This window comes from Bowdeniella nasicola, assembly GCF_900107735.1.
GTDB classification, from domain to species: domain Bacteria; phylum Actinomycetota; class Actinomycetes; order Actinomycetales; family Actinomycetaceae; genus Bowdeniella; species Bowdeniella massiliensis.
Genome location: NZ_FNQV01000002.1, coordinates 113,462 through 136,754, shown reverse-complemented (window position 1 = coordinate 136,754; position 23,293 = coordinate 113,462). Strand labels below are relative to the sequence as shown.

Here is a 23,293-nt window from a genome sequence, read left to right as displayed (position 1 = left end):
CCTTCCCCCAGTTTAGTCCGATGCGACCTCGCTACCGCAGCGAAAGTCCTAGTCCGCGCTCGGCGGTTCCTTCTCATCCTCATCGGTCCGCGCCGACTTCTCGCTGCCGGGCAGCGGCCATTTCAGGGCCTCGCCCGCGACGCGCTTGCCCTCTTCGACTTCTTCATCGCTTGGCTCTGGCACTTCCAAAACTGGGGTGGGGCGGCCGCCGGGGGCCGCAGGGGGCGTCATCGATGGCGTGGTCGCCTCCTCGATGCTCATGCCCTTAGCGATCTTCGACTTCACCGTCGCGGCGTACATGTCGACGTATTCCTGGCCCGAGAGCTGCATGAGGGCGTACATGATCTCATCGGTCACCGAGCGCAGAATGAAGCGGTCGTTTTCTAAGCCTCGATAACGCGAGAAATCCAGGGGTTCGCCGATGACGACGCCGATGCGCACGAGCTTGGGGATCCGTTTGCCGATCGGCTGGGCGATGTTCGTCCCGATCATCGCGACGGGAATCACGGGAGCTCCAGACTCCAGAGCCAGGCGCGCGACACCAGTCTTGCCACGGTAGAGCCGGCCGTCAGGGCTGCGCGTTCCTTCGGGATAGATCCCGAACAATCCGCCTTCGTTCAGGCGCTTCAACCCGGTACGCAGTGCCGCCTCGGAGGCGCGGCCTCCCCCACGGTCAACGGGAATTGTGCCGACGCCGCGCATGAAGGCAGCAACCGCTTTTCCCTTGACGCCCTTGCCGGTGAAGTAGTCCGACTTCCCGAGGAAGACGACCTCACGGCGGATCATGAGGGGCAGAAAAAAGGAGTCGATGACCGCCAGGTGATTGGAGGCAAGAATAGCCGGACCGGTCTCCGGGATATGGTTGGCCCCACGAACCCACGGTTGATAAAACACCCGCATGGCGGAACCAACCGTGGCTTTCATGAATTGGTAAAACACTATCCAGCCTTTCACGTACCTGGTTTCCATCCTAGAGTCTAGGTATGGCAGGACGCGCATCTCTTCCGGGGGACGATCATTCGTTATCGGACGATGAACAACGAGCTTGGGACAACCTTACCCGCGAGATCGGTCCCCTGACGAACCTTGGCAATCCCCGTGACTATCAGGTGGAAGACAACGAGGACGACGACGCCTTCGTACCGCCCGACCCGGACTTGCCGCCCACCCCCATGCACGTCAAAGTGCCATGGATGGTGCTGATTATCGCCATTGGGCTGATCGTGCTCGTCGGTTTTCAGGGTTGGCCCTGGTACTGGGGATTCGCGGCCTTCATTGGCGCAGCCTGGGCGATCATCACCCTGCTGCGCCAGCTCCCGCATGAGCGGGGCAACCGCGAACCAAGGGTCTAACTAGTCTCGTCGGGCCAGGTCTCCGGCACCGATCATCCCGCCGTCGTTTTCAAACTTCGATACGACGATCGGGGCGAGCGGGCGGTTTTCCATCGCGAACAGGTTTTCCTTAAACGATCGCCGCGCCGGCTGCAGGAGGACTTCCCCGGCCCGTGAGACACCGCCGCCGATGGCGATGAGCTCCGGGTCGAGCACTGCCGACAGGGATGCCGCTCCCCGACCAATCCAGTACCCGAGATCGCGCACGAGCTTCAGCGCTGCCTCATCCCCGTCGGCAGCAGCCCGGGTAACGTCCTGGCCCTGGAGCTTGCTCCGATCGCCGGCATACTCGCGAATCGTCGACATGAAGGAGGGCTCGGCGATCTCGCGGCTGCGCGCCGAGCGAGTCAGCGCCGTGCCGGAGGCATACATCTCCAAGCAGCCTTCGTGGCCGCACCCGCAATAGTGTCCAAAGGGCACGGCGACCATGTGGCCGATCTCGCCCGCGCCGCCAAAGGCACCGCGCACCAGGCGTTCGTTCATGATGATGGCACCGCCGAGCCCGGTGCCGATCGTCATCATCACCATGTTGGAGACGTCTTTGCCTACCCCGAACTGGAACTCCGCCCAGCCAGCGGCATTAGCGTCGTTTTCCACGACGACGGGAAGGTCGAGCCGATCGGCCAGGATCTCGCCGAGCGGGTGATCGCGCCAGGCGACGTTACCCGCGAACCGGACGGTGGAGCGGTCGGCGTCGACAAAGCCGCAGGCCGCCACGCCCACGGCCTCAATCTCGTGGGTGCGGGCAAAGTTCTGCACTGCCGAGACGATGCCGTCCTCGATAACCTCCGGGGACTTCGGGTCGGTGGGCCACTGCGTGGATTCGAGCAGCTCGCCACCTTCGTCGACCACTCCCGCGGCAATCTTGGTTCCGCCAATATCCACGCCCACCGTCGTCATGGTGATTTCCTTTCGTTTTGGAAACTCGTTTTGTGTCTAGTCACGATTCTACGAACAACCCCGACGTTAAGGCGCATTCCCCGCCAGCGGACAGTTACGATCAGCAAACTGCCCTCGACCACTTACTGGAAGACCCCTCATGAAGAAGGAATTCTCCGTTCCCCTGCCCGTTACCGTCGAGGACGACATGACGATCGTGAGTTATCTCGTCCGCCACGCCTCCGAGCGACCAGAGATGGTGGTGTTTGAAACCCGCACGGGGCAGACCTGGCAACCGCTGACGGCCAGCAAAGTGCTCGAGCAGGTCCGCGCCCTGGCCGCGCTGCTGTACCGACGCGGAATTCGGCGGGGCGATAAGGTCGCGATGATGTCGCGTACGCGCCTGGAGTGGTCGCTCATCGACCTGGCGACGTGGTACCTGGGCGCCACCGTCGTGCCCGTGTACGAAACGAGCTCGCCGGAACAGACCCAGTGGATCCTCGCCGACTCCGGCGCGAGCCTCGCGGTCGCCGAAACCTCCGATCTCGCCGATGTCATCGCCGCCGCCCGAACGATCGATTCCGGACACCTGGCCGAGGCCGTCCTCGTCATTGAGGACGGGGACCTTGCCGCGGGCGCGCCCACCGAATCCGAGCTTGAGGCAATCAACGCCGAATACGCTCAGCGCTCGCTCGATGACGTCGCGACCATCATTTACACCTCGGGCACGACCGGCCGGCCGAAGGGCGCCGTGTTGACCCAGGGCAACTTCGTCGTCCTGTGCGAGGGCACCCTGATCGACCTTCAAGAGGTCGTCGAAGGCGAGGGCGTGCGAACCCTGCTCTTCCTTCCTATGGCCCACGTCTTTGCCCGCATCCTGTCGGTGTTGTGCATCATTCAGGGCGTGCCTCTCGGGCACACACCCGACACTTCCCAGGCCGTGACGGACATCGCCACCTTCAAGCCGACCTTCCTCATGTCTGTGCCGCGCATCTGGGAAAAGGTCTACACGGGCGCGGAGCAGAAACAGGGCGGCGGGCTGAAACGACGCATCTTTATCTGGGCCGTTCGCGTCGCGATCGCCTACTCCCGCGCCCTGGATGCCTCCGGCCCGAGCTCTGCGCTCAAGGCGCAGCACCGCCTGGCAGACAAGCTCGTGCTCTCCAAGTTGCGCGCGGCGCTCGGCGGCAACCTCACCTACGCGATCTCCGGCGGCGCACCCCTTGGCGCACGACTCGGGCACTTCTACCGCGGGATCGGCCTGACCGTGCTGGAGGGCTACGGCCTGACCGAGACGACCGCCCCGCTCACGGTCAACCGGCCCGGCGCCACGAAGATCGGCACCGTCGGCTACGCGCTGCCGGGCACCACGATCGGCATCGACGACGATGGCGAAATCATGTGCCGGGGCGTCGGCGTCTTTTCGGGCTATCACAACAACGAGGAGGCCACCCGGGAGGCCTTCCGCGACGACTGGTTTGCGACGGGCGATCTCGGGGACATGGACGAGGACGGCTTCGTGACAATCACCGGCCGGAAGAAGGAGATCATCGTGACGGCCGGTGGCAAGAACGTCGCCCCGTCCATGCTGGAGGACCGCCTGCGCGTCCACCCACTCGTCTCCCAGTGCATGGTCGTCGGCGATGACCGCCCCTTCATCGGCGTCCTCGTCACGCTCGACCGGGACATGCTGCCGATCTGGCTGAAGAACAAGGGCCTGGAGCCGATGGATATCGCGGAGGCGAAGCAGCATCCGCTCGTCCTGGAGCGACTGCAGGGCGCGATCGCGCGCGCAAACAGCGGCGTCTCGCGTGCGGAGTCCATCCGCGAGATGCGGATCCTCGATGACGACTTCACGATCGACAACGGCGCGCTCACACCCTCGCTGAAGGTCAAACGCCACATCGTCGCCGAGCGCTACGCTGCCGACATTGACGCCCTATATGCCGACGCCAAGAAGGCGCGCGATTCGAACGGCGGCTAGCCCCCACGTCCCAGGCGGGGCTTAGGGTAGGCACCATGCTGCCTGCTCACCCCGCCGTACCCGGTCGACGCATCGTGCTTGATAGCGGGGGCAGCGAGGCAGTCCAGCTGAGCTTCGATGACCTTGGCACCCCGCTCTCGGAGGTCACCTTTGTCGTCGTCGACCTGGAGACGACCGGCGCGCGGTCCTCGGGCTCGGCGATCACCGAGATCGGAGCCGTCAAGGTGCGCGGCGGCCAGGAATTAGGACACTTCCAAACGCTCGTGCGTCCGGACGAGCCGATCCCGCCGAACATCGTCTCGCTGACGGGGATCACCAACGCGATGGTGGCATCGGCTCCCAGCATCGAGGCGTGCTTTGCCGCATTCATGGAGTTTGCTGGCTTTGACCGCGGCCACGTGCTCGTCGCTCACAACGCCGGATTCGATGTCTCCTTCCTGAAGGCCGCTGCCTCCCAGCTTGACTACCGGTGGCCGCGACCCATGGTCGTGGACACCCTGTGGCTCGCGCGTCGCGTCGTGACAAAAACCGAAGCCCGCAACCACAAACTCGCCACGTTGGCCGCCCTGTTCGGGGCGCGCACCTCCCCCACTCACCGGGCGCTCGATGACGCCCGCGCCACCGTCGACGTCCTGCACTCGCTGCTCGAACGCGTGGGCCCGCTCGGCATCACCCACGCCGAGGACCTCGCCTCCATTACCGCGCCGGTCCCCCAGCGTCGACGCCGCAAGACTCACCTCGCCGACGATTTGCCCACGACGCCCGGGGTTTATCGCTTCGAGGGGCCCGGCGGCGAAGTGCTATACGTCGGCACTGCCACGAATATTCGACGCCGCGTGCGCAGCTATTTCACCTCGGCCGAGACCCGCAAACGGATCGGCGAGATGGTCGACCTCGCCACCCGGGTACGTGCCGAGCCGTGCTCGGGGGTGTTGGAATCCCGCGTGCGCGAACTGCGCCTCATCGCCGCGCACGACCCGCCCTATAACGTCCGCTCCAAGCGCCCGGCCGCCGCACGCTTCGTCGTCCTGACCTCCGAGGCGTATCCGCGCGCCCTCATCACCGCCAAGGTGCCCGTCGACGCGACCGAGGTCTGGGGCCCCTTCCCGTCCACCGCGATGGCGCGCAAAGCCGTCGAGGCGTTGCAGCGCGCCACCTCGCTGCGCTCGTGCACGCCGCGGCTGCCCACTGCTCCGGCCGCGAACGCCCACGCCTGCTTGGCCAAGGAGCTCGGCACCTGCGCGGCGCCCTGCGTCGATCCCGCGGCCGCGGCCAGCTACCTCGAATCGGTAGAGCTTGCTCGCACGTGCCTGGCCGGTGACCTTCGCGGCCTGCGCGCCGCGAGCCTGGCTCGGATCGAGGCGCTCGTCGCCGCGGAACGATTCGAGGAGGCGGCCGTGGAGCGTGATCGTTATGCGGCCGCTCGCTACGGGGCGCGGCGCTTCGATAGCCTGCGTCCTTTCCTGCTGTGCCCCGAGCTCGTCGCCGCACGGCCAGCGGGAGGCGGTCGTTGGGAGCTCATGATCGCTCGCTATGGCCGCCTCGCGGGCACCGTCATGCTGCCGCGTGGCGCCGCCGTCGCGCCTTACCTCTCCGCTACGCGCGCGATGGCAGACGACGTCGCCCCACCGACCTACCTCGCTGAACGCGCATCGATCGAGGAGACGGCCCTGCTCGCCGATTTTTGTGCCAGCGACGGCGCCAGGCTCGGCGAGTTCCCGCTAACCGCCGTCCCTCTCGCCTACCCGCTCACCTCGGCGCTGCGCCCGGATGTGGCGCTGTCCTCGCTGCCGGGCGACGTCGATGGCGCCGCCAGAGCACTAGATGAGGAAGAATGGGAGCTATCCGCCCCCAGCGCGAAGGAGCAGCCATGATCACCGCCATCATTCTTATCGACGCCGTTGCCCACCGAATCCCCGAGGTCGCAAAAGACGCCGTCGAGCTCGAGGGCATCAGCGAGGTGTTTTCGGTGACGGGCGATATCGATCTCATCGCGATCGCTCGGGTCGCGGCGCATGAGGATCTAGCCGGCGTCGTTGCCGACCGGCTCTCCAAGATCGATGGCGTGATCAACACGCGTACCTACATTGCGTTCCAGGCCTACTCCAAGGAAGACCTGGAAGAGGCTTTCTCCCTGGGCCTGGGCGACTAGCGGCCGGAAAAGGCCACCCACGCGTTCAACGTCGCGAGCGCTGCGCCGCTACGCAGCGTGTCGAGTGCGCGTTCGTATTGCGCCGCTAGATCGGCGCCCAGCTCGCCATGCTGACCGCTGGCCGCCACCATGGCCGCCGCGGCATTGAGCGCGACGGTCTGCGCGATGATATCGATCTCACCGGAAAGCACGCGGCGCGCGACGTCGGCGTTGAACTGCGCGTCTGCACCGCGCAGGTCGGCAATCTCGGCGGCCGGCAGTCCCAGCTGCCGAGCGTCAAACTCCTCGTAGTGGACGGCTCCGTCGACGACCCGCCAGACCTGATTCACCGCGGTTGACGTTAATTCGTCCAGGCCATTGGCGCCGCGGAAGACCATCGCCGAGGTGCCGCGCTCGGCGAGCACTCCCGCAACGAGCGGGGCGTGTCGCGCGCTTGCCACCCCGATCGCGCAGGCCCGCGGCCGCGCCGGGTTCGTCAGCGGCCCGAGCACATTGAACGCCGTACCGATGCCAAGCTCGCGCCGCGTTGGCGCCGCAAATCGCATCGAGGGATGGAACAGGTTGGCGAAGAGGAAGCAGATCCCTACCTCGCGATAGCCCTGCGCCGCCCGCTCCAACTCGAGCCCCAGGTCGACCCCGAGCGCTTCGAGCACATCCGCTGATCCGGACGCAGAGGAGGAGGCGCGGTTGCCGTGCTTTGCCACGGGCAGTCCGCTCCCGGCGATGACGATCGACGCCATTGTCGAAATGTTCACGGTCTTAGCGCGGTCACCACCGGTACCGACGATGTCGATCGCCCCCGCAGGAAGGTCGATCGGGGTGGCGTGCGCCAACATCGTGTCGGCCAGGCCCTTGAGTTCGGGAACCGATTCGCCCTTGGTGGCAAGGCCGACGAGGAAGGCACCGAGCGTCGCCGGTTCAACCTGGTCGGCCATGATCTGACCCATGGCCCAGCACGTCTGTTCGTAGCTGAGGTCCTCCCCGGCAACGAGGCTCGCGAGAAGGTCGGGCCAGAAGAACTCGTGGCTTGTCATTGGCGGCGCTGCATCGCAGCGATCTTCTCCTGCACCTGCCGCGGGTTGAGCGGGAAGGGCAAGACGTCATCGGCTTCGGACCAGTGGGCAAGCCACGTGTCCTGCGGACGCGCGATGAGCAGCATGATCGGCGGGCAGTTAAAGATCTCCTGCTTCAGCTCCTTGCTGAGCGCCATTCCGCCGACCTTGGCGGCCTCGCCGTCCAGCACCAAGAAGTCGTAGTCATGGGCCGCGACCTTTTCGCGCACCGCAGCGGCGGTCGCGGTTTCGTCCCAACGGATCAACGGCAAGTCGCGAGCGGCCCGACGACCGACGGCCCGGATGACCTCAGCGCGCGTGGTGACATCATCGCTATAGAGCAGAACATCCACGTGCTCAACGCTGGGCTGGTCCATGAGTTTTCCTCCTACGTGTGACTACCCCCATGCTAATCGTGTTTTGCGCCCAGGCGGTAAATCCGTCTCGACGCCACGCCCTCGCGATCAACGTCACACACAGAAATTGGCGGCGAGTTTGCCACGATAATTGGGCCCAAGGGCCCACACTCCGGCACAAAATGTGTGGAATGCACCCGATATGGGACATAATGACAGCGTGTCGTCATCATCAGTCGCCATGAGCAAACCCCGTGTCGAGGTGAACCGACCGAACACCCTAGCGGTCGGCACCATCGTTTGGCTGTCCAGCGAACTCATGTTCTTCGCTGGCCTGTTCGCGATGTATTTTTCGCACCGATCTGCCTCAAGCGAGATCTGGCCGCAAAATACTGATCTGCTGAACTTCCCGTTCGCGCTCGCAAATACGTCGATCCTGGTCCTGTCCTCCGTGACGTGTCAGCTCGGTGTGCACGCAGCGGAGAAGTTTAAGAAGGTCCGGTCTGGAGCGCTGTGGGATGTCCGCCGCTGGGGCGCGATCGAGTGGTTCACGCTGACCTTCATCATGGGCGCCATCTTTATTGGCGGCCAGGTCTTTGAGTACGCCGAGCTGGTTCACGAGGGCCTCCATATCGGAGCAAACCCCTATGCCTCGGTCTTCTACATCACGACGGGCTTCCACGGCCTGCACGTTGTCGGCGGCCTCATCGCATTCTTGTTCTTGCTCGGCCGCATGTTTGTGGCGCGCCGCTTCACCCAGCACGAGGCCACGACGGCTATCGTCTGTTCCTACTACTGGCACTTCGTCGACGTCGTGTGGGTCGTGCTGTTCGGCATTATCTACATTCTTAAGTGACCGCCCCTACTACCCGACAAGGACCTATATCGTGAAGGCTCTTGCAGCAGGACGGCGGAGCAAGCGGGCTCCCCTCATCCTCTTGTTACTCTCGCTGTTTCTGACCGGCTGGGTGTATGCAGCACTCTCGCCGGCCGCTGACGCCGAAACCGGTTCTGCGGGTGAAGTCAAGCAGGGCGAAGCCCTGTTCCAGTCCAACTGTTCGACCTGCCACGGCAACCAGGGTCAGGGCACGGATATCGGCCCCTCGCTCATCGGTGTCGGTGCCGCCTCGGCCGACTTCCAGCTGTCCACGGGCCGGATGCCGATGGCCGCCAACGCTCCCCAGGCTCCGGTGAAGACCCCGACGTTCACGTCGGAAGAAATTGCCGCGATGTCGGCCTTTGTCGGCTCGCTTGGCCCGGGCCCACACATTCCGACCGATGATCAGGTCGACCCTGCCAAGGGCAACGCTGCCAAGGGCATGCAGCTGTTTAGGACCAACTGCGCGATGTGCCACAACGCTGTCGGCGCCGGCGGTGCACTGTCGAGAGGCAAAGTCGCTCCTCCCCTGTACGAAGTCACTCCCCGTGAGATCTACGAGGCCATGCTGACCGGCCCGCAGTCGATGCCGGTCTTCAACGAAGCGTCCGTAACGCCCGAGGGCAAGCGCGATATCATCGCCTACCTCGTGGAGCAGCGCGACCCCTCACCGGGCGGCCTGTCACTCGGCTCGCTCGGCCCGGTTTCCGAAGGCCTGTGGGTTTGGGTAATCGGTCTCGGTTCCCTCATTGGCCTGTCCGTTTGGATTGGAGCGAAATCTTCGTGAGCACTCACCAGCCTGACTTCCCCTCACACGCCGCTAGCAACGATGTTGCTGAACGCGACGAACACCCCCAGCGCTTCGAGAACCCCGGCCTGCCCCCGCACAAGGAGCGGCTGTCTGATACGGACGAGCGCTCTGCAAAACGAGCCGAGCGCCAGGTCGTAGCCCTGCTGGTCATCTCGATCATCGCCGCCGTTGGTGGCGTAGCGGGTTACTTCGCCTTCGATACTGCCGGCGGCGCTCAGGCCGTCCGGTTCTCGACGCTGTCGATCGGCGCCGGCCTCGGCATCGCGATGCTGTGCATTGGTCTTGCCGCTGTCCACTGGGCCAAGGCCCTCATGGTCGATTCCGAAATCGTCGAGGAACGTCACCCGATCACGTCGGATGAGCTCACTCGCGAAGAAGCCGTTCGAAAGCTCACCGACGGCGTCGCTGATTCCCGAATCCAGCGCCGCCCGGTTCTCAAGGGCGCGCTCGCCTCCGCGTTGCTGCTGGCTCCGCTGCCGTTCGCGGTTCCGCTGATCGGCAACCTCTCCTCTGATTGGAACATCTCCAAGTTCCGTCATACTGCCTGGGCAAACCGTCCCGATGGAGCGCAGGGACGTCGTCTCGCGCGTGATCCCGAGGACGAGCCCATCAAGGCGAGCGACGTCACGATCGGATCTGTCTTCCACGTCATTCCGCACGAGCTCGGCAAGCTTCCAGGCGAAGAGCACTTCATGGAAGAAAAGGCGAAGGCCGTCGTTCTGCTGGTGCGTATCGATCCCAACGAACTCATCGAGGCCGAGGACCGCAAGGACTGGTCCTACGACGGCATCGTTGCCTACTCCAAGATCTGCACCCACGTGGGTTGTCCGGTGGCGCTATACGAACAGCAGACTAAACACCTGCTGTGCCCCTGCCACCAGTCGACCTTCGACATGACGGACGGCGCCAAGGTGGTCTTCGGTCCGGCCAAGCGACCGCTGCCGCAGCTTCCGATCACCGTCGACGATGAGGGGTACCTCATCGCGACCAGTGACTTCCACGAACCTATTGGCCCGAGCTACTGGGAGCGCCTGAAGTGACGACATCAACGAATTCTGCGGCGCAGAAGAAGCCCCGCACCATGTCGGGTCCGGCTAAAGCTGGTGACTTCCTCGATTCGCGTACCGGCGCGGCTAAGGCAGTTCGGGAGTTTGCACGTAAGGTCTTCCCCGACCACTGGTCGTTTCTACTGGGTGAAGTCGCTCTATACAGCTTCATCGTGCTGGTCCTGACCGGCGTCTTCTTGGCGATCTTCTTCGTGCCGTCAATGGCCGAGGTGCACTACCCCACCGACCAGCTCCCGACCTCGATGCAGGGCGTGGAGATGTCGGAGGCATTCAAGTCCACACTTGAGCTCTCGTTCGAGGTTCGTGGTGGCCTCTTGATGCGCCAGATGCACCACTGGGCTGCCCTGCTGTTCATGGCGGCCATCACGGCCCACATGTTCCGCGTCTTCTTTACGGGCGCCTTCCGTCGTCCCCGCGAACTGAACTGGGTCGTCGGCTTCACGCTCCTGATCCTAGGTTTGCTCGCCGGCTTCACGGGTTACTCCCTGCCGGATGACGTCCTTTCCGGAAACGGTCTGCGAATCGCGGACGGTGTCGCCAAGTCGATTCCGATTCTCGGTTCCTACGTCTCCTACGGTCTCTTCGGCGGCGAGTTCCCGGGCACTGTGATCATTCCGCGGCTGTTCACCGCGCACATCCTGTTGGTTCCCGGCCTTATCCTGGCGCTGGTCTCGATTCACCTCATGATGGTCGTCGTGCACAAGCACACCCAGTACCCCGGGCCCGGAAAGACGAACAAGAATGTTGTGGGCTACCCGGTCCTGCCGGTCTATGCAGCGAAGGCCGGCGGCTTCTTCTTCATCGTCTTTGGTGTCATCGCTCTGATGGGAGCTTTCCTTTCCATCAACAATGTGTGGAACTACGGCCCGTACGATCCCTCTCCGGTTTCAGCCGGCGCCCAGCCTGACTGGTACATGCTGTTCCTCGAGGGTGCATTGCGCCTGATGCCTGGACAGACCGAATACGTCATTGGCGGCTACACGCTCTCACTGAACATCTTGGTGCCCGGCGTCGTCATTCCAGGCGTGCTCTTCACACTGTTGGGCGCTTGGCCGTTCATTGAGAAGGCCGCCACCAAGGACACGGGCGAGCACCATATCCTTGATCGTCCGCGCAACGCTCCGGTACGCACCGCGATTGGCGTCTCGATAATTACGGCGTTCCTCGTTCTCGTGATCGCAGGATCGAACGACCTCGTGGCCACCCACTTGGGGCTCGACCTCAACCTCATTACGTGGGTCCTACGCTTTGGGTTCTTCCTCCTTCCGTGGCTCGCGTTCTACCTGACAAAGCGGATCTGCCTGGCCCTGCAGCGCCGCGACCGGGAGCTTGTCCTGCATGGGCATGAGACCGGACGTGTGGTCCAGCTGGAAAACGGCGCGATGATGGAAGTCCACCGTCCGCTGAACCCCTATGAGCGCTGGACGCTGGTCTCCTTCGAGGACCGTGCACCGATTGAAATCGAGCCCGAGGTCGACGCCAACGGCATCGAGCGAAAGGGATACAAGGCCGATCGCATCAAGCAGCGCCTGTCTCGCTTCTTCTACGAAGATCGGGTGCGTCCGGTCTCCCCGCAGGAACTTGCCGCCGCGCATGAGGAGCATGCCCACCTGGCATCGACCTCCGTCGCGACGTTGGATCCGAAGGATCAAGAAGCGGTGTATCGCGCTCTTGAGGCCAAGAGCAAGGTTGACTCAAACCGTAGTTAACCGACACAGCTGATAGCGGCCGGTTTCCCCAAATTAAAGGGGAAACCGGCCGCTCGCTGTTGGCGGAAAGAGTCGCGACATAGGACTTTAGGCCATAGATTAGAAGCGTGAACGTCTCCGTCGCAACCGGCGGCGGAGAACGATGAACAGGAGAATTCATGGCTGTTTACACTCTGCCCGACCTCCCCTACGACTACTCTGCTCTCGAGCCTCACATCTCGGCGAAGATCATGGAGCTGCACCACTCCAAGCATCACAAGGCCTATGTGGATGGCGCGAACACTGCTCTGGAGAAGTTGGCGGAAGCCCGCGAAAAGGATGACCTGGCAGCGGTGAACCTGCACGAGAAAAACCTCGCGTTCAACCTCGGCGGACACTCGAACCACTCGGTCTTCTGGAAGAACCTCTCCCCCAACGGAGGTGGCGAGCCGGAGGGCGAGATCGCTGACGCGATCAAGGAGAACTTCGGCAGCTTTGATGCCTTCAAGGCACACTTTGCTGCTGCAGCTACCGGCATTCAGGGCTCCGGCTGGGCGATCCTTGCCTACGACACGATCTCAGGCAAGCTCGTGATCTTCCAGCTCTTCGACCAGCAGGGCAACATTCCGGTTGGTGTGGTGCCGCTGCTCATGTTGGACATGTGGGAGCACGCCTTCTACCTCGACTACCTCAACGTCAAGGCCGACTACGTCAAGGCGTTCTGGAACATCGTGAACTGGGAAGACGTCGCCGAGCGCCTCGCACGCGCCAAGGAGAACTACTCCGGGCTCCTCGTCTAGCCTCTAAGCGTTCACGCGCTCTCAGGGCGGTTAGGCTCCGGCCTCGCCGCCCTGAACTGTGTGTGGGCGCCTCTGCCGACCCCTGAGGGGCTTGTGGACACTTCCCCCGACCAAGGCCCTTCTGGGCCGACACGCACTGTCCCAGCGCCTTGCGCGGACGCATATATAGCCGGGCCGCCTCCTAGGTTGCATAGGAGGCGGCCCGAGTACGTGAAGGAAGGTGCGTCTTCCTTAGTGCGCGTGGATCCCGCGGGAGAATTCGAAGAGCTGGCCGACCAGACCGATAATCGCGACGGCAACGCCGATCACCACTACCCAGCGACCGATCGCAAGACCAGCGAACACCAGGGTCGTAGCGATGCCAAGAACCAGCGGCCACCAGGAGTGAGGTGAGAACTCGCCGAGCTGGCCCTCACGCTCCGCGATTTCGCCGTAGGGGTCATCCTCCGGGCGCTTATCGATTCGGCGGCCGAGAATCCACAAATACCCGCCTACGAGGACACACATGCCTGCGAGGAGCAGGAAGGCCGTCGTACCGACAGGTTCCATGTTCGCCACGATCATGTAGCCAATGGCGACCGGCCCGAAGAAGAAGATGCCCAGGAAGAACATCAGCATCTCAACGCGCAGCGGCTTGGCCTCGTTCGAGTAGCCGTCCGGCTTCGCGAGTTGCTCTGAAAGCAGTACCTTGTTCTGTTCCATTACTTGCTCTCCTCGCTCGAGATAGCGGCCGGCATGCGGATCTGCTCCGGATCGACTCGGTCGAGCGCTGCCACCTCAGGATGATGCAGGTCGAAGGCCGGACGCTCGGAACGAATCCGGGGCAGCGCGTGGAAGTTATGACGCGGCACCGGACACTCGGTGGCCCATTCGAGCGAGCCACCAAAGCCCCACGGATCGTTAACGAAGACCGTGCGCGGACCGCGCTGGGTCTTCCACACGTTCCAGATGAAGGGCAGCATCGACAGCGCGGTAATGAATGCGCCAACAGTCGAGATCTGGTTCAAGAAGGTGAATCCGTCTTCAACCATGTAGTCAGCAGTACGGCGCAGCATGCCCTCGACTCCCAGCCAGTGCTGGACGAGGAAGGTGAGGTGGAAGCCCGGGAAGAGTAGCCAGAACTGGATCTTTCCAAGGCGCTCATCGAGCATGCGTCCGGTCATCTTGGGCCACCAGAAGTAGAAGCCACCAAAGACCGCGAACACCACGGTTCCGAAGATCACGTAGTGGAAGTGCGCGACGACGAAGTAGGAGTCGTGGACGTGAGAATCCATCGCCGGGCTGGACAAGATAATTCCCGTCAGGCCACCGAAGACGAAGGTGACGAGGAAGCCCAGGGCGTACAGCATCGGCGTTTCGAAGGTGATCTTCCCCCGCCACATTGTGCCAATCCAGTTAAAGAACTTCACGCCGGTGGGCACCGAGATCAGCATCGTCATCAAAGCGAAGAAGCTCAGCATGACGGCGCCCGTGGTGTACATGTGGTGCGCCCAGACTGTCACAGACAGTGCCGCAATCGCGACGGTAGCAAAAACCAAAGTCTTGTAACCGAAGATCGGCTTACGCGAGAAGACGGGAATGATCTCGGAGATGATTCCGAAGAACGGAAGCGCGAGAACGTAGACCTCCGGGTGGCCGAAGAACCAGAACAGGTGCTGCCACAAGATCACGCCGCCGGATTCAGGGTTGTAGATCTGGGATCCGAGGATGCGATCGGAAGCTAGGCCGAAATACGCGGATGCGAGAACCGGGAAGGCCATCAGGACCAACACGGAAGTGATGAGGATGTTCCAGGTGAAGATCGGCATCCGGAACATTGTCATGCCGGGTGCACGCATCGTGATGATCGTGGCAATGAAGTTCACGGAACCAAAAATCGTGCCGAAGCCGGTCATGGCAAGGCCGAGGACCCATAGGTCGGCACCCAAGCTGGGTGCGTATGGGCGGGTCGATAGCGGGACGTAGCCGGTCCAGCCAAAGTCTGCAGCGCCGCCCGGCATGATGAGGCCGGCGCACGCCAGGAGGCCGCCGAAAAGGAAGAGCCAGAAAGCGAACATGTTCATGCGCGGGAAGGCGACGTCAGGGGCTCCGATTTGGAGCGGGACCAGCACGTTGCCAAAGGCCGTGAACATCGGCGTAGCGAACAGGAACAGCATGATCGTTCCGTGCATGGTGAACAGCTGGTTGAACTGTGCCTTCGATTCCAGCAGCATGCCCGGCTCAAAGAGCTCGGTGCGGATCACCATGGCCATGATGCCCGCCAAGACGAAGAAGAACATCGAGGTCCACATGTACATGTAGCCGATGGTCTTGTGGTCCGTGGAGGTAATCCAGCTGACGATTGTCTGCCCGAGCTTTTGACGCTGTGGCCGCAGACCGGGCACCTGATCTACGTGCTGGGTCGTTCCGGTAGCCATTAGTAGGATCCTCCCGGCTTGTAGGTACGGTCAAACTCGGCGCCGCGCTCGCCGACATTTCCGGCATCGCGCAGTTTTTGCATTTCTGCGTCGTACTCGCCACGCTCAACGACCTTGACCTGGAAGAGCATTTCCGAGTGGAACTCACCGCATAGCTCGGCACACTTGCCAACGAACGTGCCCGTCTCCTGCGGAGTGACGTGGAAGACGCGCTGCTCGCCGGGGATCATGTCCAGCTTGGTCAAGAAGGCGGGGATCCAGAACGAGTGCTGAACATCGCGCGCGTGCAGCTGGAATTCAATGGTCTCGTTCACCGGCAGGTACAGGGTCGGCAGGCGGTCGAAGTCGCCTTCCTTGCCTGTCAAAGCGATGCGTTCGCCCGCGTAGTAGACATCATCATCGAGGTAGTTGAAGTCCCACGACCACTGTTTGCCGTAAACGGAAATGTGATTGTCCACCTCACCGGAGGTGTCCCACAGTTCATCGGTCGTCTTGACCGTGTGGTAGAACAGCACACCCATCATGAAGATCGGGATGACCGTGTACATGATTTCCAGCGGCACGTGGTACTGCAACTGGACCGGCAGAGTGTTGTCATCCTTGCGCTTGCGGTAAACAATGACGCACCAGATGATCAAGCCCCAAACGAGCACACCAACTGCGAGACCTGCGATCCAGGCGCCGTTCCACAGGCTGATGATCGAGGCTGTCTTATCGGTCAGCCCCGGCTTGGACGGGAGAAATCCCGTTGACAGTTGGTCGGCCGAACAGCCTGCCAGGCTGAGAGAGAGGACGACACCTAACGCAAGAACGCGCCAGCGTGTGCTCCTCTCGGTGCGGGACTTCATTCGCACGGTCACTCCTCCGCATGAAACTCTTCGTGGGACTTTCGTCCTTAGCCACAGACTACCTGGTGATTCGACTCGCTGTCAGAACGTGTTCCCCATTTGTGTCATTGTGTGGAACACGTCTCAGCGCTCTGCCCGATATGGGCGAATTATTTCGCCGAAAGCACCTTGATAATGTCAAACACCGCGGCCTGGGCGGGTCCCTGACCCGAGGCGGGGCTTAGGAGAGCGAAACGCGCGCCGGGGGCTGCGCCAACCGTGTCAGGCATTGCTGCCGCATCCGCGGTAATGATCTGAGCGCCTCCTGGCGTCGGCTCGCCATTAAACGTACCGCCGACCACCCGCACGATCATTTGCGAGTTTTCGGCGACGGTCCCCTCGCCGGTGCCTTCGGTCAGCTTCACGAGCTTGGGTTCGGTTGGTTCGGTCGTACTCTTCTCGACCGTCACGGACTTCAGCTGCCCATCGGCGTCTTCTACGGTGAGGCCAAGTTCGGCCGGATCCGATACCTGTTCCCCGGCTGCAGGTGCCGGCGTGTCGGGTGCGACGGAGTCGAGAATTTCTACGACGAAGACGATGGTGTCGCCCGCTTTAATCCCGCCGTCGGGAGTGCCATTCGGGTAGCCGTATTCAGACGGGATTGACAGCTCGACACGCTCGCCGACGCGAGCACCCGTCAGGCCGTGCTTCCAGCCCGGGATCACGCCATTGAGGGAGAACGCAATGGGCGCGCCGCGGTCATAGGAAGAGTCAAACTTCTCCCCGTTCCACACCTGGCCGTGATAGTGGGCATAGACGACGTCGTCGGGACCGACTTCGGCGCCATCCGGCTTGGCATCGAGCGTGTAGCGCTGCAGCTCGGCAGGCGCATCACCGTTAAAGGTGAGTTCCGGGGCGCTGCCCGCATCGCCCTTGACTTCAAAAATTGGGGAATCGACAACCTTGACAGCGACGTCGGATTGGGGCGCGGTCGTCGACGGCGCAGAAGTCTCGGGGTCCGTGGCGGTGGAGTTACCAGAGCAAGCGGAAAGGACAAGGGCAGCGGCAGCGGTAGCTGCAAGCGCGAAGCGTTTCATTCTGACTTTCAGTTAGTGGGTCGTAGACAGCACGATGCCCGGGTCGCGGCTTGGTGCGCGCCCGGGCGTGAGCTCAAAGCTAGTTGAAGGACTCTCCGCATGCGCACGAGCCTGCGGCATTCGGGTTGTCGATCGTAAAGCCCTGCTTTTCGATGGAGTCGGCGAAATCGATGGTGGCGCCAGCCAGGTACGGCACGCTCATCTTGTCAACGACGACCTCGACGCCATCGAAGTCGCGTACGGCGTCGCCGTCGAGCAGACGCTCATCAAAGTACAGCTGGTAGATCAGGCCGGAACAGCCGCCAGGCTGGACGGCCACGCGCAATCGAAGGTCGTCGCGTCCTTCCTGCTCCAGAAGGGAGGAAACCTTCTGGGCTGCCTCCGTCGTGAGGTTAACTTCATGCGTGGGAAGTTCATTGATGGTGTCTGTCATAGCGACCTCCTCGGATTGTCTGAAAGCAGCCTACGTCGATTTGTCCTTGGGTGCTAATGCGTTCCGCGTTCGGCAAAACGGCTCACGCGCGTATCCAGGTAGCAGCAAGTGCACGGCCCACTTCGCGGTAGCTGCGCTCCGCCCGGACGTAATAATCGGATACGCCAATACTGGCGAGGTGGCGCCGCGGAAGTCCCGTGACGTTGCCGACGAGAGCCAATGGTGTGCCGGATTCCATGCTGTAGCCGCCGAGGGTTGCCGCCCAGCCGCTCAATAACGCGGTCGGGTCTGACTCATCAGTCAGCACAATGGTGAGGTCCGCGTCCTGAACGAGATCCGACCAGCCGTAATGCTCGGCGATCGCGGTTGGAAAGGTCACCAACCGTGCTCCGGCAGCCGCCAGTAGGAAGGCAACTCCCCCGGCTGTCCCACTACCTTCCAGCCGAGCGATTCGGGGGGAGGATCCAAACTCGCGGGATACCTCCGCGACGAACTGCCCGATCGCGGCGTCATGGCGCTGTGCATCGTCGTGGCTCACCGCTCCGGTGGTTGCGAGTTGGGCCGAGCGGGAGTGTAGACCCAGCAGCGGCGCGTGGTCTACCGCGCCGATCGTCATCCGGGGAGCAACCCGCTTCAGGGCCTCCCGCTCGTTAAGATCCAGTGCCGTGAAGACGCCCTGTCCGCCGTCATGCATGACCGTCAGACCCGCCACGACAGTCACGTCATGGGACTCGGCAGCGGTCAGCAGGTCGATAACGTCGGGAACCAATGGCGCCGTTGAGGACAAGGGCTCCTGACGGGCATCTTCGCCCGCTACGTCAAGCTGCGAGCCAACGCGCCACAATGCGGGTAGTTGGTCGGGTGACAGTTCACTTCCCGGTACGTGTGACATGTCGGTTTCGGGGCGGCGATCATGCCAGCCCGCAACGAAGTCCGAACGTGCCTCAGGGTCGTCGGCAACTAGCAATACGCGCAACGGAGTTCTCCTGTAGCTGGGCAATGGGGCTGATCATAGTGCACGATGGAGGCATGAAACTGGCGAGACTGACCACCGCTGCCGTGCTGTCGCTGGCGCTCGGCACCCTCGGCTGCTCCGGGACCAACGTCAAACCGGTTCCAGCTGAGGAACTGCAGCAACGGATCGCACAGAGTGTGGAATCCGAGCTGGGCGATGCCCCGGCCGTGCTGTGCCCGGCAGGTATTGAAGCGGAGGTAGGCGCCGAAGCGCAGTGCTCGATTTCGGGCGGCTCTGAGCCGTTGATCGCCACGGCGAAAGTGACCGCCGTCGATAGTAAATCGGGCGAAGTCAAGATTGCCGTCTCGGTCGCACCAGATCCGGCTAACCCCGCTCCCTCTCCTACCTCGCCAGCGCCGGGCGAAGCGGATACGCCCGGCGAAGACGAATCGCCTTCGCCGAGCGAATCACCGACGAGTTAGAGCTCTGGCTCGATATCGCCCGCGAGGGCGGCGAGCACGATAGCGCCCGTCAGGGTTGCGCCTCGAAGCTCACCTAGGTGGACAGACTCGTCTGCGCCATGTGCACGGGTGTCGGGATCTTCGATCCCGGTGATGAGGATGTCAGCGTTAGGGAACACCTCCGAGAGCACCGAAATAAAGGGAATCGAGCCCCCCATACCAATGTTGACGGCCTCGTTATCCCACGCTTGGGTCATGGCCCACCGAGCAAGGCGCATCATCTCAGTGTCATCACCGGCATCGAAGGGCTGACCGAGCTCGTTGATTGTCACGTCAACATCCGCGCCAAACGGCGCGTTGCTTTCCAGGTGGGCCTTCAGTGCATCGGCGGCCGCCTGCGGGTCCTGGCCCGGCGCGATACGCATGGACAGAGCCGCAGTGCACGAGGGGATGATGGTGTTGGACTTCATGTCCACGCTCGTCACGTCCATGCCGATGACAGAAATCGCCGGCTTCGACCACAAGCGTGTGGGAATCGAACCGGTGCCAGCGAGTTCGTAGCCGGGGACGACTCCGGCATCAGTTCGCCACGTCTCTTCGGGGTAGTCCAGGTCAGATTCCGGCGCCATGTGCAGCCCGGGGACAGCGACGTCTCCGTTGTCGTCGTGCAAGGTCGAGATCAGGCGCGACATGCAGGTCACGGCGTCGAGGTAGGGTCCCCCAAACATGCCCGAGTGAACGGCGAAATCTCCCGTCTTCACGGTGACGGTGACGTCGACGAGGCCTCGTAGGCTGGTCGTCAGTGCAGGCGTACCGACCTTCCAGTTGGCCGAATCGAGCACGATGATGACGTCGGCATCGAGCTTGTCGCGGTATGTCGTGAGGAAGTTGTGGAACGAAGGCGAGCCAATTTCTTCCTCACCTTCGAAAAAGCAGGTGACGGGAACGCCAAGGTCATCGCCGAGGAGTCGAAGCGCCCCAACGTGGGCCACAATCCCGGCCTTGTCGTCGCCGGTGCCGCGACCATACATGCGCTCGCCGCGCACCTCTGGCTCGAACGGGTCATCTTGCGTCCAGTCGGCGACATCGCCTGGCGGCTGGACATCGTGGTGGGCGTAAAGGAGCACGCGAGGTTTATCGGCCTTGCCAGCCTTATGCGCCACGACGGCTGGCCGGCCTTCGGCGCCGTTGGCATCCGGCGCCGTCAGGATCTCGACGCTGTCCATGCCGACCCCGCGGAGCAGTTCCGCGGTGTACTCCGCTGAGGCTCGTACATGCGCCTGATCGAAGGCTGCGGACGAGACCGAAGGAATACGAACCAGGTTCTCCAAATCCGTGCGCACCTGGGCGAAGGCCTCATCGATGCGTTCTTTCAATTCAGCTACTGTGATCACGAACACGAGCGTACCTGGCCGCGGCCCAATCGCGTACCATCGAAGCGTGATCTTCCGTAAAAAGCCCACCTCAGAGCTGCCCGCCGAGCCGGAACCTCCCGTCTCGGGCAAAGGCCGTCCGACGCCAAAGCGACGCGAAGCCGAAGCAAAGAACCGTCGGCCGCTTGTCGTCGATGATCGCAAGGCGGCCAAGGAAGCCGCTCGCCGCCAGCGCAATGAGGCATACGCTCGGCAACGCGAAGGCATGTTGACGGGCGATGAACGCTACATGCCGGTGCGGGACAAGGGCCCGGTCCGTCGGTTTGCGCGCGACTATGTCGATGCCCGGTGGAATATCGGCGAGCTCTTCATGCCGGTCGCATTCCTCATGATCATCGCCATGGTGATTGTGACGTGGCTGCCCGCGGTCGCCACCTACGTCACCTTGGGCATGTATGTCATTGTCTTCGGCGGCATCATCGATGGTCTTTTGATGGTCTTCATCCTGCGCCGCCATTTGAAGGCGCGCTTCGATGCCGATCAGATCCCGCGCTTCACGGGTATGTACGCGTTCTCGCGCGCTTTCATGATCCGTCCGTGGCGCATGCCGAAGCCGCAGAACCGCCGTGGTGAGTTTCCCGGTCATCACAAATGACCACCCCACCGCCGCTGCTAGCGCGGACTCCGTTTGCGGTGTTCGCTTCGGTCATGGGCCTTGGCGGTCTCGCGGCTGCCTGGTTCCAGGCCTCCGTAAGACTGGGCGCCCCGCAGGGAATTGGGACCGCCCTCCTTGGCATCGCAGCGGTGGTGTGGCTTGGCCTCGTGGCTGTGCAGATCGCCCGATTGGTTAGCTACCCGCAGGCCGTTCGACGCGAACTATCTGATCCATTTCCCGTCGTCTTTCTGGCCACGTTAAGCGTGGGAACGCTCGTATTGTGCGCTGCAGCCTTGCCGCTCCTTGGAGGGTCGGTTGCGTGGGTGTGGTGGCCGGCCATGGTGGGCCACCTTGCGATCTCGGTCCACGTTTTTGGCGCGTGGCTCGCTCGAACCGACATCAACCTCACGACACTATCCCCCGCATGGTTCATCCCCGTGGTCGGAACGATGGTCGCGTCCTTTGCTGGAGCGAGCATTGCACCGACGGGCTTGGTGATGGCGCTGTGGGGACTCGGGTTGCTCTTGTGGTTCTCGCTCCAACCGATCGTTCTTCGCCGGATTTTTGTCCACGACGAGGTCCTGCCTGCGCGGATCGTTCCTACGTTAGCCGTGCTCATTGCCCCTGCACCCGTGGCGCTGATCGGCTGGCACGCGATCATCGATGGTCCGGTGAATTCGGGGTATGCCCCCGTACTGTCGGTCATGCGTTCGGTAACTCCGCTCGTCGATGCCACGCTGCTTGCTACCGGGATGCTGTTTCTCGCCCTTGTCGTATTGCCGAGGAATCGGCTCTGGTCCTCGCCGTTTACCCTGACCTGGTGGGCAACGACCTTTCCCATCGCTGCGCTCGCCAATGCCGTCATCATCGTGTTCAGCTCGGTGGCGCCGTGGGCAGCTTGGGTGTCCTTGAGCCTCGCGACGGTGTGGATCGGATACCTTCTGACGCGCTCTTTGGTGTCGCTAAACCGGGATGCGGCTGCTTTTATTTAGTGGCGAGAGCGCGGTTCATTGCTCCCGGCCATGCGGGACCACCGTAAACAAATCCGGAATACGCCTGTAGCAGGTCGGCTCCTGCGTTGAGCATCGCCCGTCCATCCTCGGGGGTTTCAATTCCTCCTGCCCCCATGAGGACCGGCCGCAGCCCAAGCTCGTTGCGCACGAGGCGCACCACCTCAAGGGCTCGCTGCTTCAGCGGTCGGCCCGAAAGGCCGCCCTCACCGTAGGAGTGCGCAATGGTCGTGTTCGTCGCGACCATTCCGGTAATCCCTTCGTCTCGCACCAACTGCGCCACTTCGGCGATCTGGGAATCGGCTAGGTCCGGCGCGATCTTGACCAGCAATGGAACATCGCGCGCAGCCGAGCGGGAAGCTGCCGTGCGGACCGCATCAATGATCGGGCGAAGAGAGTCAACGGCTTGAAGATCTCGCAGGCCCGGGGTGTTCGGCGAAGACACGTTGATGACCAGATAGTCCGCCCATGGGGCCAGAAGACGTGCGGAGTACCCGTAATCGTCCGCGGCGTGCTCAGCCTGCGTGATCTTCGACTTGCCCAGATTGATACCAACGATCGCGGACCGCCCTGCAGCGTTCGACCTCAGGTCCCGCATCCGTGCGGCGACAACATCCGCTCCCTCATTGTTGAACCCCATCTTGTTCCGAAGCGCGCGTTCGTCGAGATGCCGCCACATGCGAGGTTTCGCGTTGCCGGGCTGGGCGTGTCGCGTCACGGTTCCGATCTCAACGAACGCGAAACCAAGCGCCTTCAAGCCGAGTACGGCGGTGGCGTTCTTATCCATTCCGGCCGCTAGTCCGAGGTGGCCGGGGAATGGCCGCGGGAAGACTCGCAGTCGTTCGTTTCGCACGGGGCGAGAAGGTTCGCGACCAAATGTCGCCCGAAGCCCCCGCCTGCCCACCTCGTTGCCGCCAGCTAGCGCGATCGCTGAGAGCGATGCGCCGTGGGCTGTTTCCGGATCCGACTTGGTGATGACGTGGTCGAAGAGGGTGCGGTACATGATGC

Annotated in this window: 24 protein-coding genes; 12 read left to right on the top strand and 12 right to left on the bottom strand. The window is 62.8% G+C overall.

Annotated elements, in window-relative coordinates:
* Positions 1-48: 48 nt before the first annotated feature.
* Positions 49-924, bottom strand: a complete 876-nt coding sequence (locus BLU67_RS01860; RefSeq protein ID WP_092561607.1) for a lysophospholipid acyltransferase family protein — start codon at positions 922-924, stop codon at positions 49-51.
* 59 nt (positions 925-983) lie between these two features.
* On the opposite strand from BLU67_RS01860, the gene BLU67_RS01855 reads away from it, so the two are divergent.
* A complete protein-coding gene (locus BLU67_RS01855; protein ID WP_143027306.1) occupies positions 984-1,352 on the top strand; it encodes a hypothetical protein in 369 nt (122 codons plus the stop codon).
* Here the strand turns inward: BLU67_RS01855 and BLU67_RS01850 are convergent, their stop codons facing one another.
* Entirely contained in the window at positions 1,353-2,291 is a 939-nt protein-coding gene (locus BLU67_RS01850) for an ROK family glucokinase (protein ID WP_092561433.1), read from the bottom strand.
* A 139-nt stretch (positions 2,292-2,430) separates the two neighbouring features.
* On the opposite strand from BLU67_RS01850, the gene BLU67_RS01845 reads away from it, so the two are divergent.
* Genes BLU67_RS01845 through BLU67_RS01835 form a run of 3 tightly spaced genes read left to right on the top strand, consistent with a single transcriptional unit; the run spans position 2,431 to position 6,406 of the window.
* A complete protein-coding gene (locus BLU67_RS01845) occupies positions 2,431-4,254 on the top strand; it encodes an AMP-dependent synthetase/ligase (protein ID WP_092561431.1) in 1,824 nt (607 codons plus the stop codon).
* A gap of 35 nt (positions 4,255-4,289) precedes the next feature.
* Entirely contained in the window at positions 4,290-6,128 is a 1,839-nt protein-coding gene (locus BLU67_RS01840) for a DEDD exonuclease domain-containing protein (RefSeq protein WP_092561429.1), read from the top strand.
* Positions 6,125-6,406: an Lrp/AsnC family transcriptional regulator gene (locus tag BLU67_RS01835; RefSeq protein WP_092561427.1), complete on the top strand. Its 282-nt coding sequence runs from the start codon at positions 6,125-6,127 to the stop codon at positions 6,404-6,406. The genes BLU67_RS01840 and BLU67_RS01835 overlap by 4 nt, the downstream gene beginning before the upstream one ends.
* Here the strand turns inward: BLU67_RS01835 and trpD are convergent.
* Together trpD and BLU67_RS01825 are read right to left on the bottom strand one after the other, a co-directional pair.
* Positions 6,403-7,440 (bottom strand): anthranilate phosphoribosyltransferase, encoded by a 1,038-nt coding sequence (trpD, locus tag BLU67_RS01830; protein WP_092561425.1) that lies wholly within the window; start codon positions 7,438-7,440, stop codon positions 6,403-6,405. The two genes, BLU67_RS01835 and trpD, sit on opposite strands and share 4 nt — an antisense overlap.
* Positions 7,437-7,835: a response regulator gene (locus tag BLU67_RS01825; RefSeq protein ID WP_092561423.1), complete on the bottom strand. Its 399-nt coding sequence runs from the start codon at positions 7,833-7,835 to the stop codon at positions 7,437-7,439. Before BLU67_RS01825 ends, trpD begins: the two co-directional genes overlap by 4 nt.
* A 220-nt stretch (positions 7,836-8,055) precedes the next feature.
* Here BLU67_RS01825 and BLU67_RS01820 point away from each other — a divergent pair, with 220 nt between their 5' ends.
* The 5 genes from BLU67_RS01820 to BLU67_RS01800 all read left to right on the top strand — a co-directional run bounded on the left by BLU67_RS01820 (position 8,056) and on the right by BLU67_RS01800 (position 13,057).
* A complete protein-coding gene (locus BLU67_RS01820) occupies positions 8,056-8,670 on the top strand; it encodes an aa3-type cytochrome oxidase subunit III (protein WP_222842327.1) in 615 nt (204 codons plus the stop codon).
* Positions 8,671-8,701: 31 nt separating this feature from the next.
* Positions 8,702-9,478, top strand: coding sequence for a cytochrome bc1 complex diheme cytochrome c subunit (locus BLU67_RS01815; protein WP_092561419.1), 777 nt, complete (start codon positions 8,702-8,704; stop codon positions 9,476-9,478).
* The gene (locus BLU67_RS01810) at positions 9,475-10,542 is read left to right on the top strand and encodes a cytochrome bc1 complex Rieske iron-sulfur subunit (protein WP_176780655.1); all 1,068 of its coding nucleotides are present in this window, start codon (positions 9,475-9,477) and stop codon (positions 10,540-10,542) included. The genes BLU67_RS01815 and BLU67_RS01810 overlap by 4 nt, the downstream gene beginning before the upstream one ends.
* Positions 10,539-12,278 (top strand): cytochrome bc1 complex cytochrome b subunit, encoded by a 1,740-nt coding sequence (locus tag BLU67_RS01805; RefSeq protein ID WP_222842326.1) that lies wholly within the window; start codon positions 10,539-10,541, stop codon positions 12,276-12,278. Before BLU67_RS01810 ends, BLU67_RS01805 begins: the two co-directional genes overlap by 4 nt.
* A 158-nt stretch (positions 12,279-12,436) precedes the next feature.
* Positions 12,437-13,057, top strand: a complete 621-nt coding sequence (locus BLU67_RS01800; protein WP_092561416.1) for a superoxide dismutase — start codon at positions 12,437-12,439, stop codon at positions 13,055-13,057.
* A gap of 231 nt (positions 13,058-13,288) precedes the next feature.
* Here the strand turns inward: BLU67_RS01800 and BLU67_RS01795 are convergent, their stop codons facing one another.
* From BLU67_RS01795 to BLU67_RS01770, 6 genes are all read right to left on the bottom strand, one after another.
* Positions 13,289-13,759 (bottom strand): cytochrome c oxidase subunit 4, encoded by a 471-nt coding sequence (locus BLU67_RS01795; protein ID WP_222842325.1) that lies wholly within the window; start codon positions 13,757-13,759, stop codon positions 13,289-13,291.
* Positions 13,759-15,474: an aa3-type cytochrome oxidase subunit I gene (gene ctaD, locus BLU67_RS01790; RefSeq protein ID WP_092561414.1), complete on the bottom strand. Its 1,716-nt coding sequence runs from the start codon at positions 15,472-15,474 to the stop codon at positions 13,759-13,761. Before ctaD ends, BLU67_RS01795 begins: the two co-directional genes overlap by 1 nt.
* A complete protein-coding gene (gene coxB / locus BLU67_RS01785) occupies positions 15,474-16,322 on the bottom strand; it encodes an aa3-type cytochrome oxidase subunit II (RefSeq protein WP_092561412.1) in 849 nt (282 codons plus the stop codon). Before coxB ends, ctaD begins: the two co-directional genes overlap by 1 nt.
* A gap of 149 nt (positions 16,323-16,471) precedes the next feature.
* The gene (locus BLU67_RS01780) at positions 16,472-17,398 is read right to left on the bottom strand and encodes an FKBP-type peptidyl-prolyl cis-trans isomerase (protein ID WP_092561410.1); all 927 of its coding nucleotides are present in this window, start codon (positions 17,396-17,398) and stop codon (positions 16,472-16,474) included.
* A 79-nt stretch (positions 17,399-17,477) separates the two neighbouring features.
* Positions 17,478-17,831, bottom strand: a complete 354-nt coding sequence (gene erpA, locus BLU67_RS01775) for an iron-sulfur cluster insertion protein ErpA (protein WP_092561408.1) — start codon at positions 17,829-17,831, stop codon at positions 17,478-17,480.
* Between the two features lie 82 nt (positions 17,832-17,913).
* Positions 17,914-18,807, bottom strand: coding sequence for a glycerate kinase (locus BLU67_RS01770; protein ID WP_176780654.1), 894 nt, complete (start codon positions 18,805-18,807; stop codon positions 17,914-17,916).
* Between the two features lie 53 nt (positions 18,808-18,860).
* Between BLU67_RS01770 and BLU67_RS12210 the strand changes: the two genes are divergently transcribed.
* The gene (locus BLU67_RS12210) at positions 18,861-19,268 is read left to right on the top strand and encodes a DUF4333 domain-containing protein (RefSeq protein WP_176780653.1); all 408 of its coding nucleotides are present in this window, start codon (positions 18,861-18,863) and stop codon (positions 19,266-19,268) included.
* Here BLU67_RS12210 and BLU67_RS01760 read toward each other — a convergent pair.
* Positions 19,265-20,641, bottom strand: coding sequence for a dipeptidase (locus BLU67_RS01760; protein ID WP_092561402.1), 1,377 nt, complete (start codon positions 20,639-20,641; stop codon positions 19,265-19,267). The two genes, BLU67_RS12210 and BLU67_RS01760, sit on opposite strands and share 4 nt — an antisense overlap.
* Before the next feature lie 46 nt (positions 20,642-20,687).
* On the opposite strand from BLU67_RS01760, the gene BLU67_RS01755 reads away from it, so the two are divergent.
* Both BLU67_RS01755 and BLU67_RS01750 read left to right on the top strand, forming a co-directional pair.
* A complete protein-coding gene (locus tag BLU67_RS01755; RefSeq protein ID WP_222842323.1) occupies positions 20,688-21,275 on the top strand; it encodes a DUF3043 domain-containing protein in 588 nt (195 codons plus the stop codon).
* Complete coding sequence (locus tag BLU67_RS01750) at positions 21,272-22,267, top strand: SLAC1 family transporter (protein WP_092561398.1); 996 nt, start codon at positions 21,272-21,274, stop codon at positions 22,265-22,267. The genes BLU67_RS01755 and BLU67_RS01750 overlap by 4 nt, the downstream gene beginning before the upstream one ends.
* Here BLU67_RS01750 and BLU67_RS01745 read toward each other — a convergent pair.
* Positions 22,260-23,291, bottom strand: coding sequence for a quinone-dependent dihydroorotate dehydrogenase (locus tag BLU67_RS01745; RefSeq protein WP_092561601.1), 1,032 nt, complete (start codon positions 23,289-23,291; stop codon positions 22,260-22,262). The two genes, BLU67_RS01750 and BLU67_RS01745, sit on opposite strands and share 8 nt — an antisense overlap.
* Between the last annotated feature and the right edge of the window lie 2 nt (positions 23,292-23,293).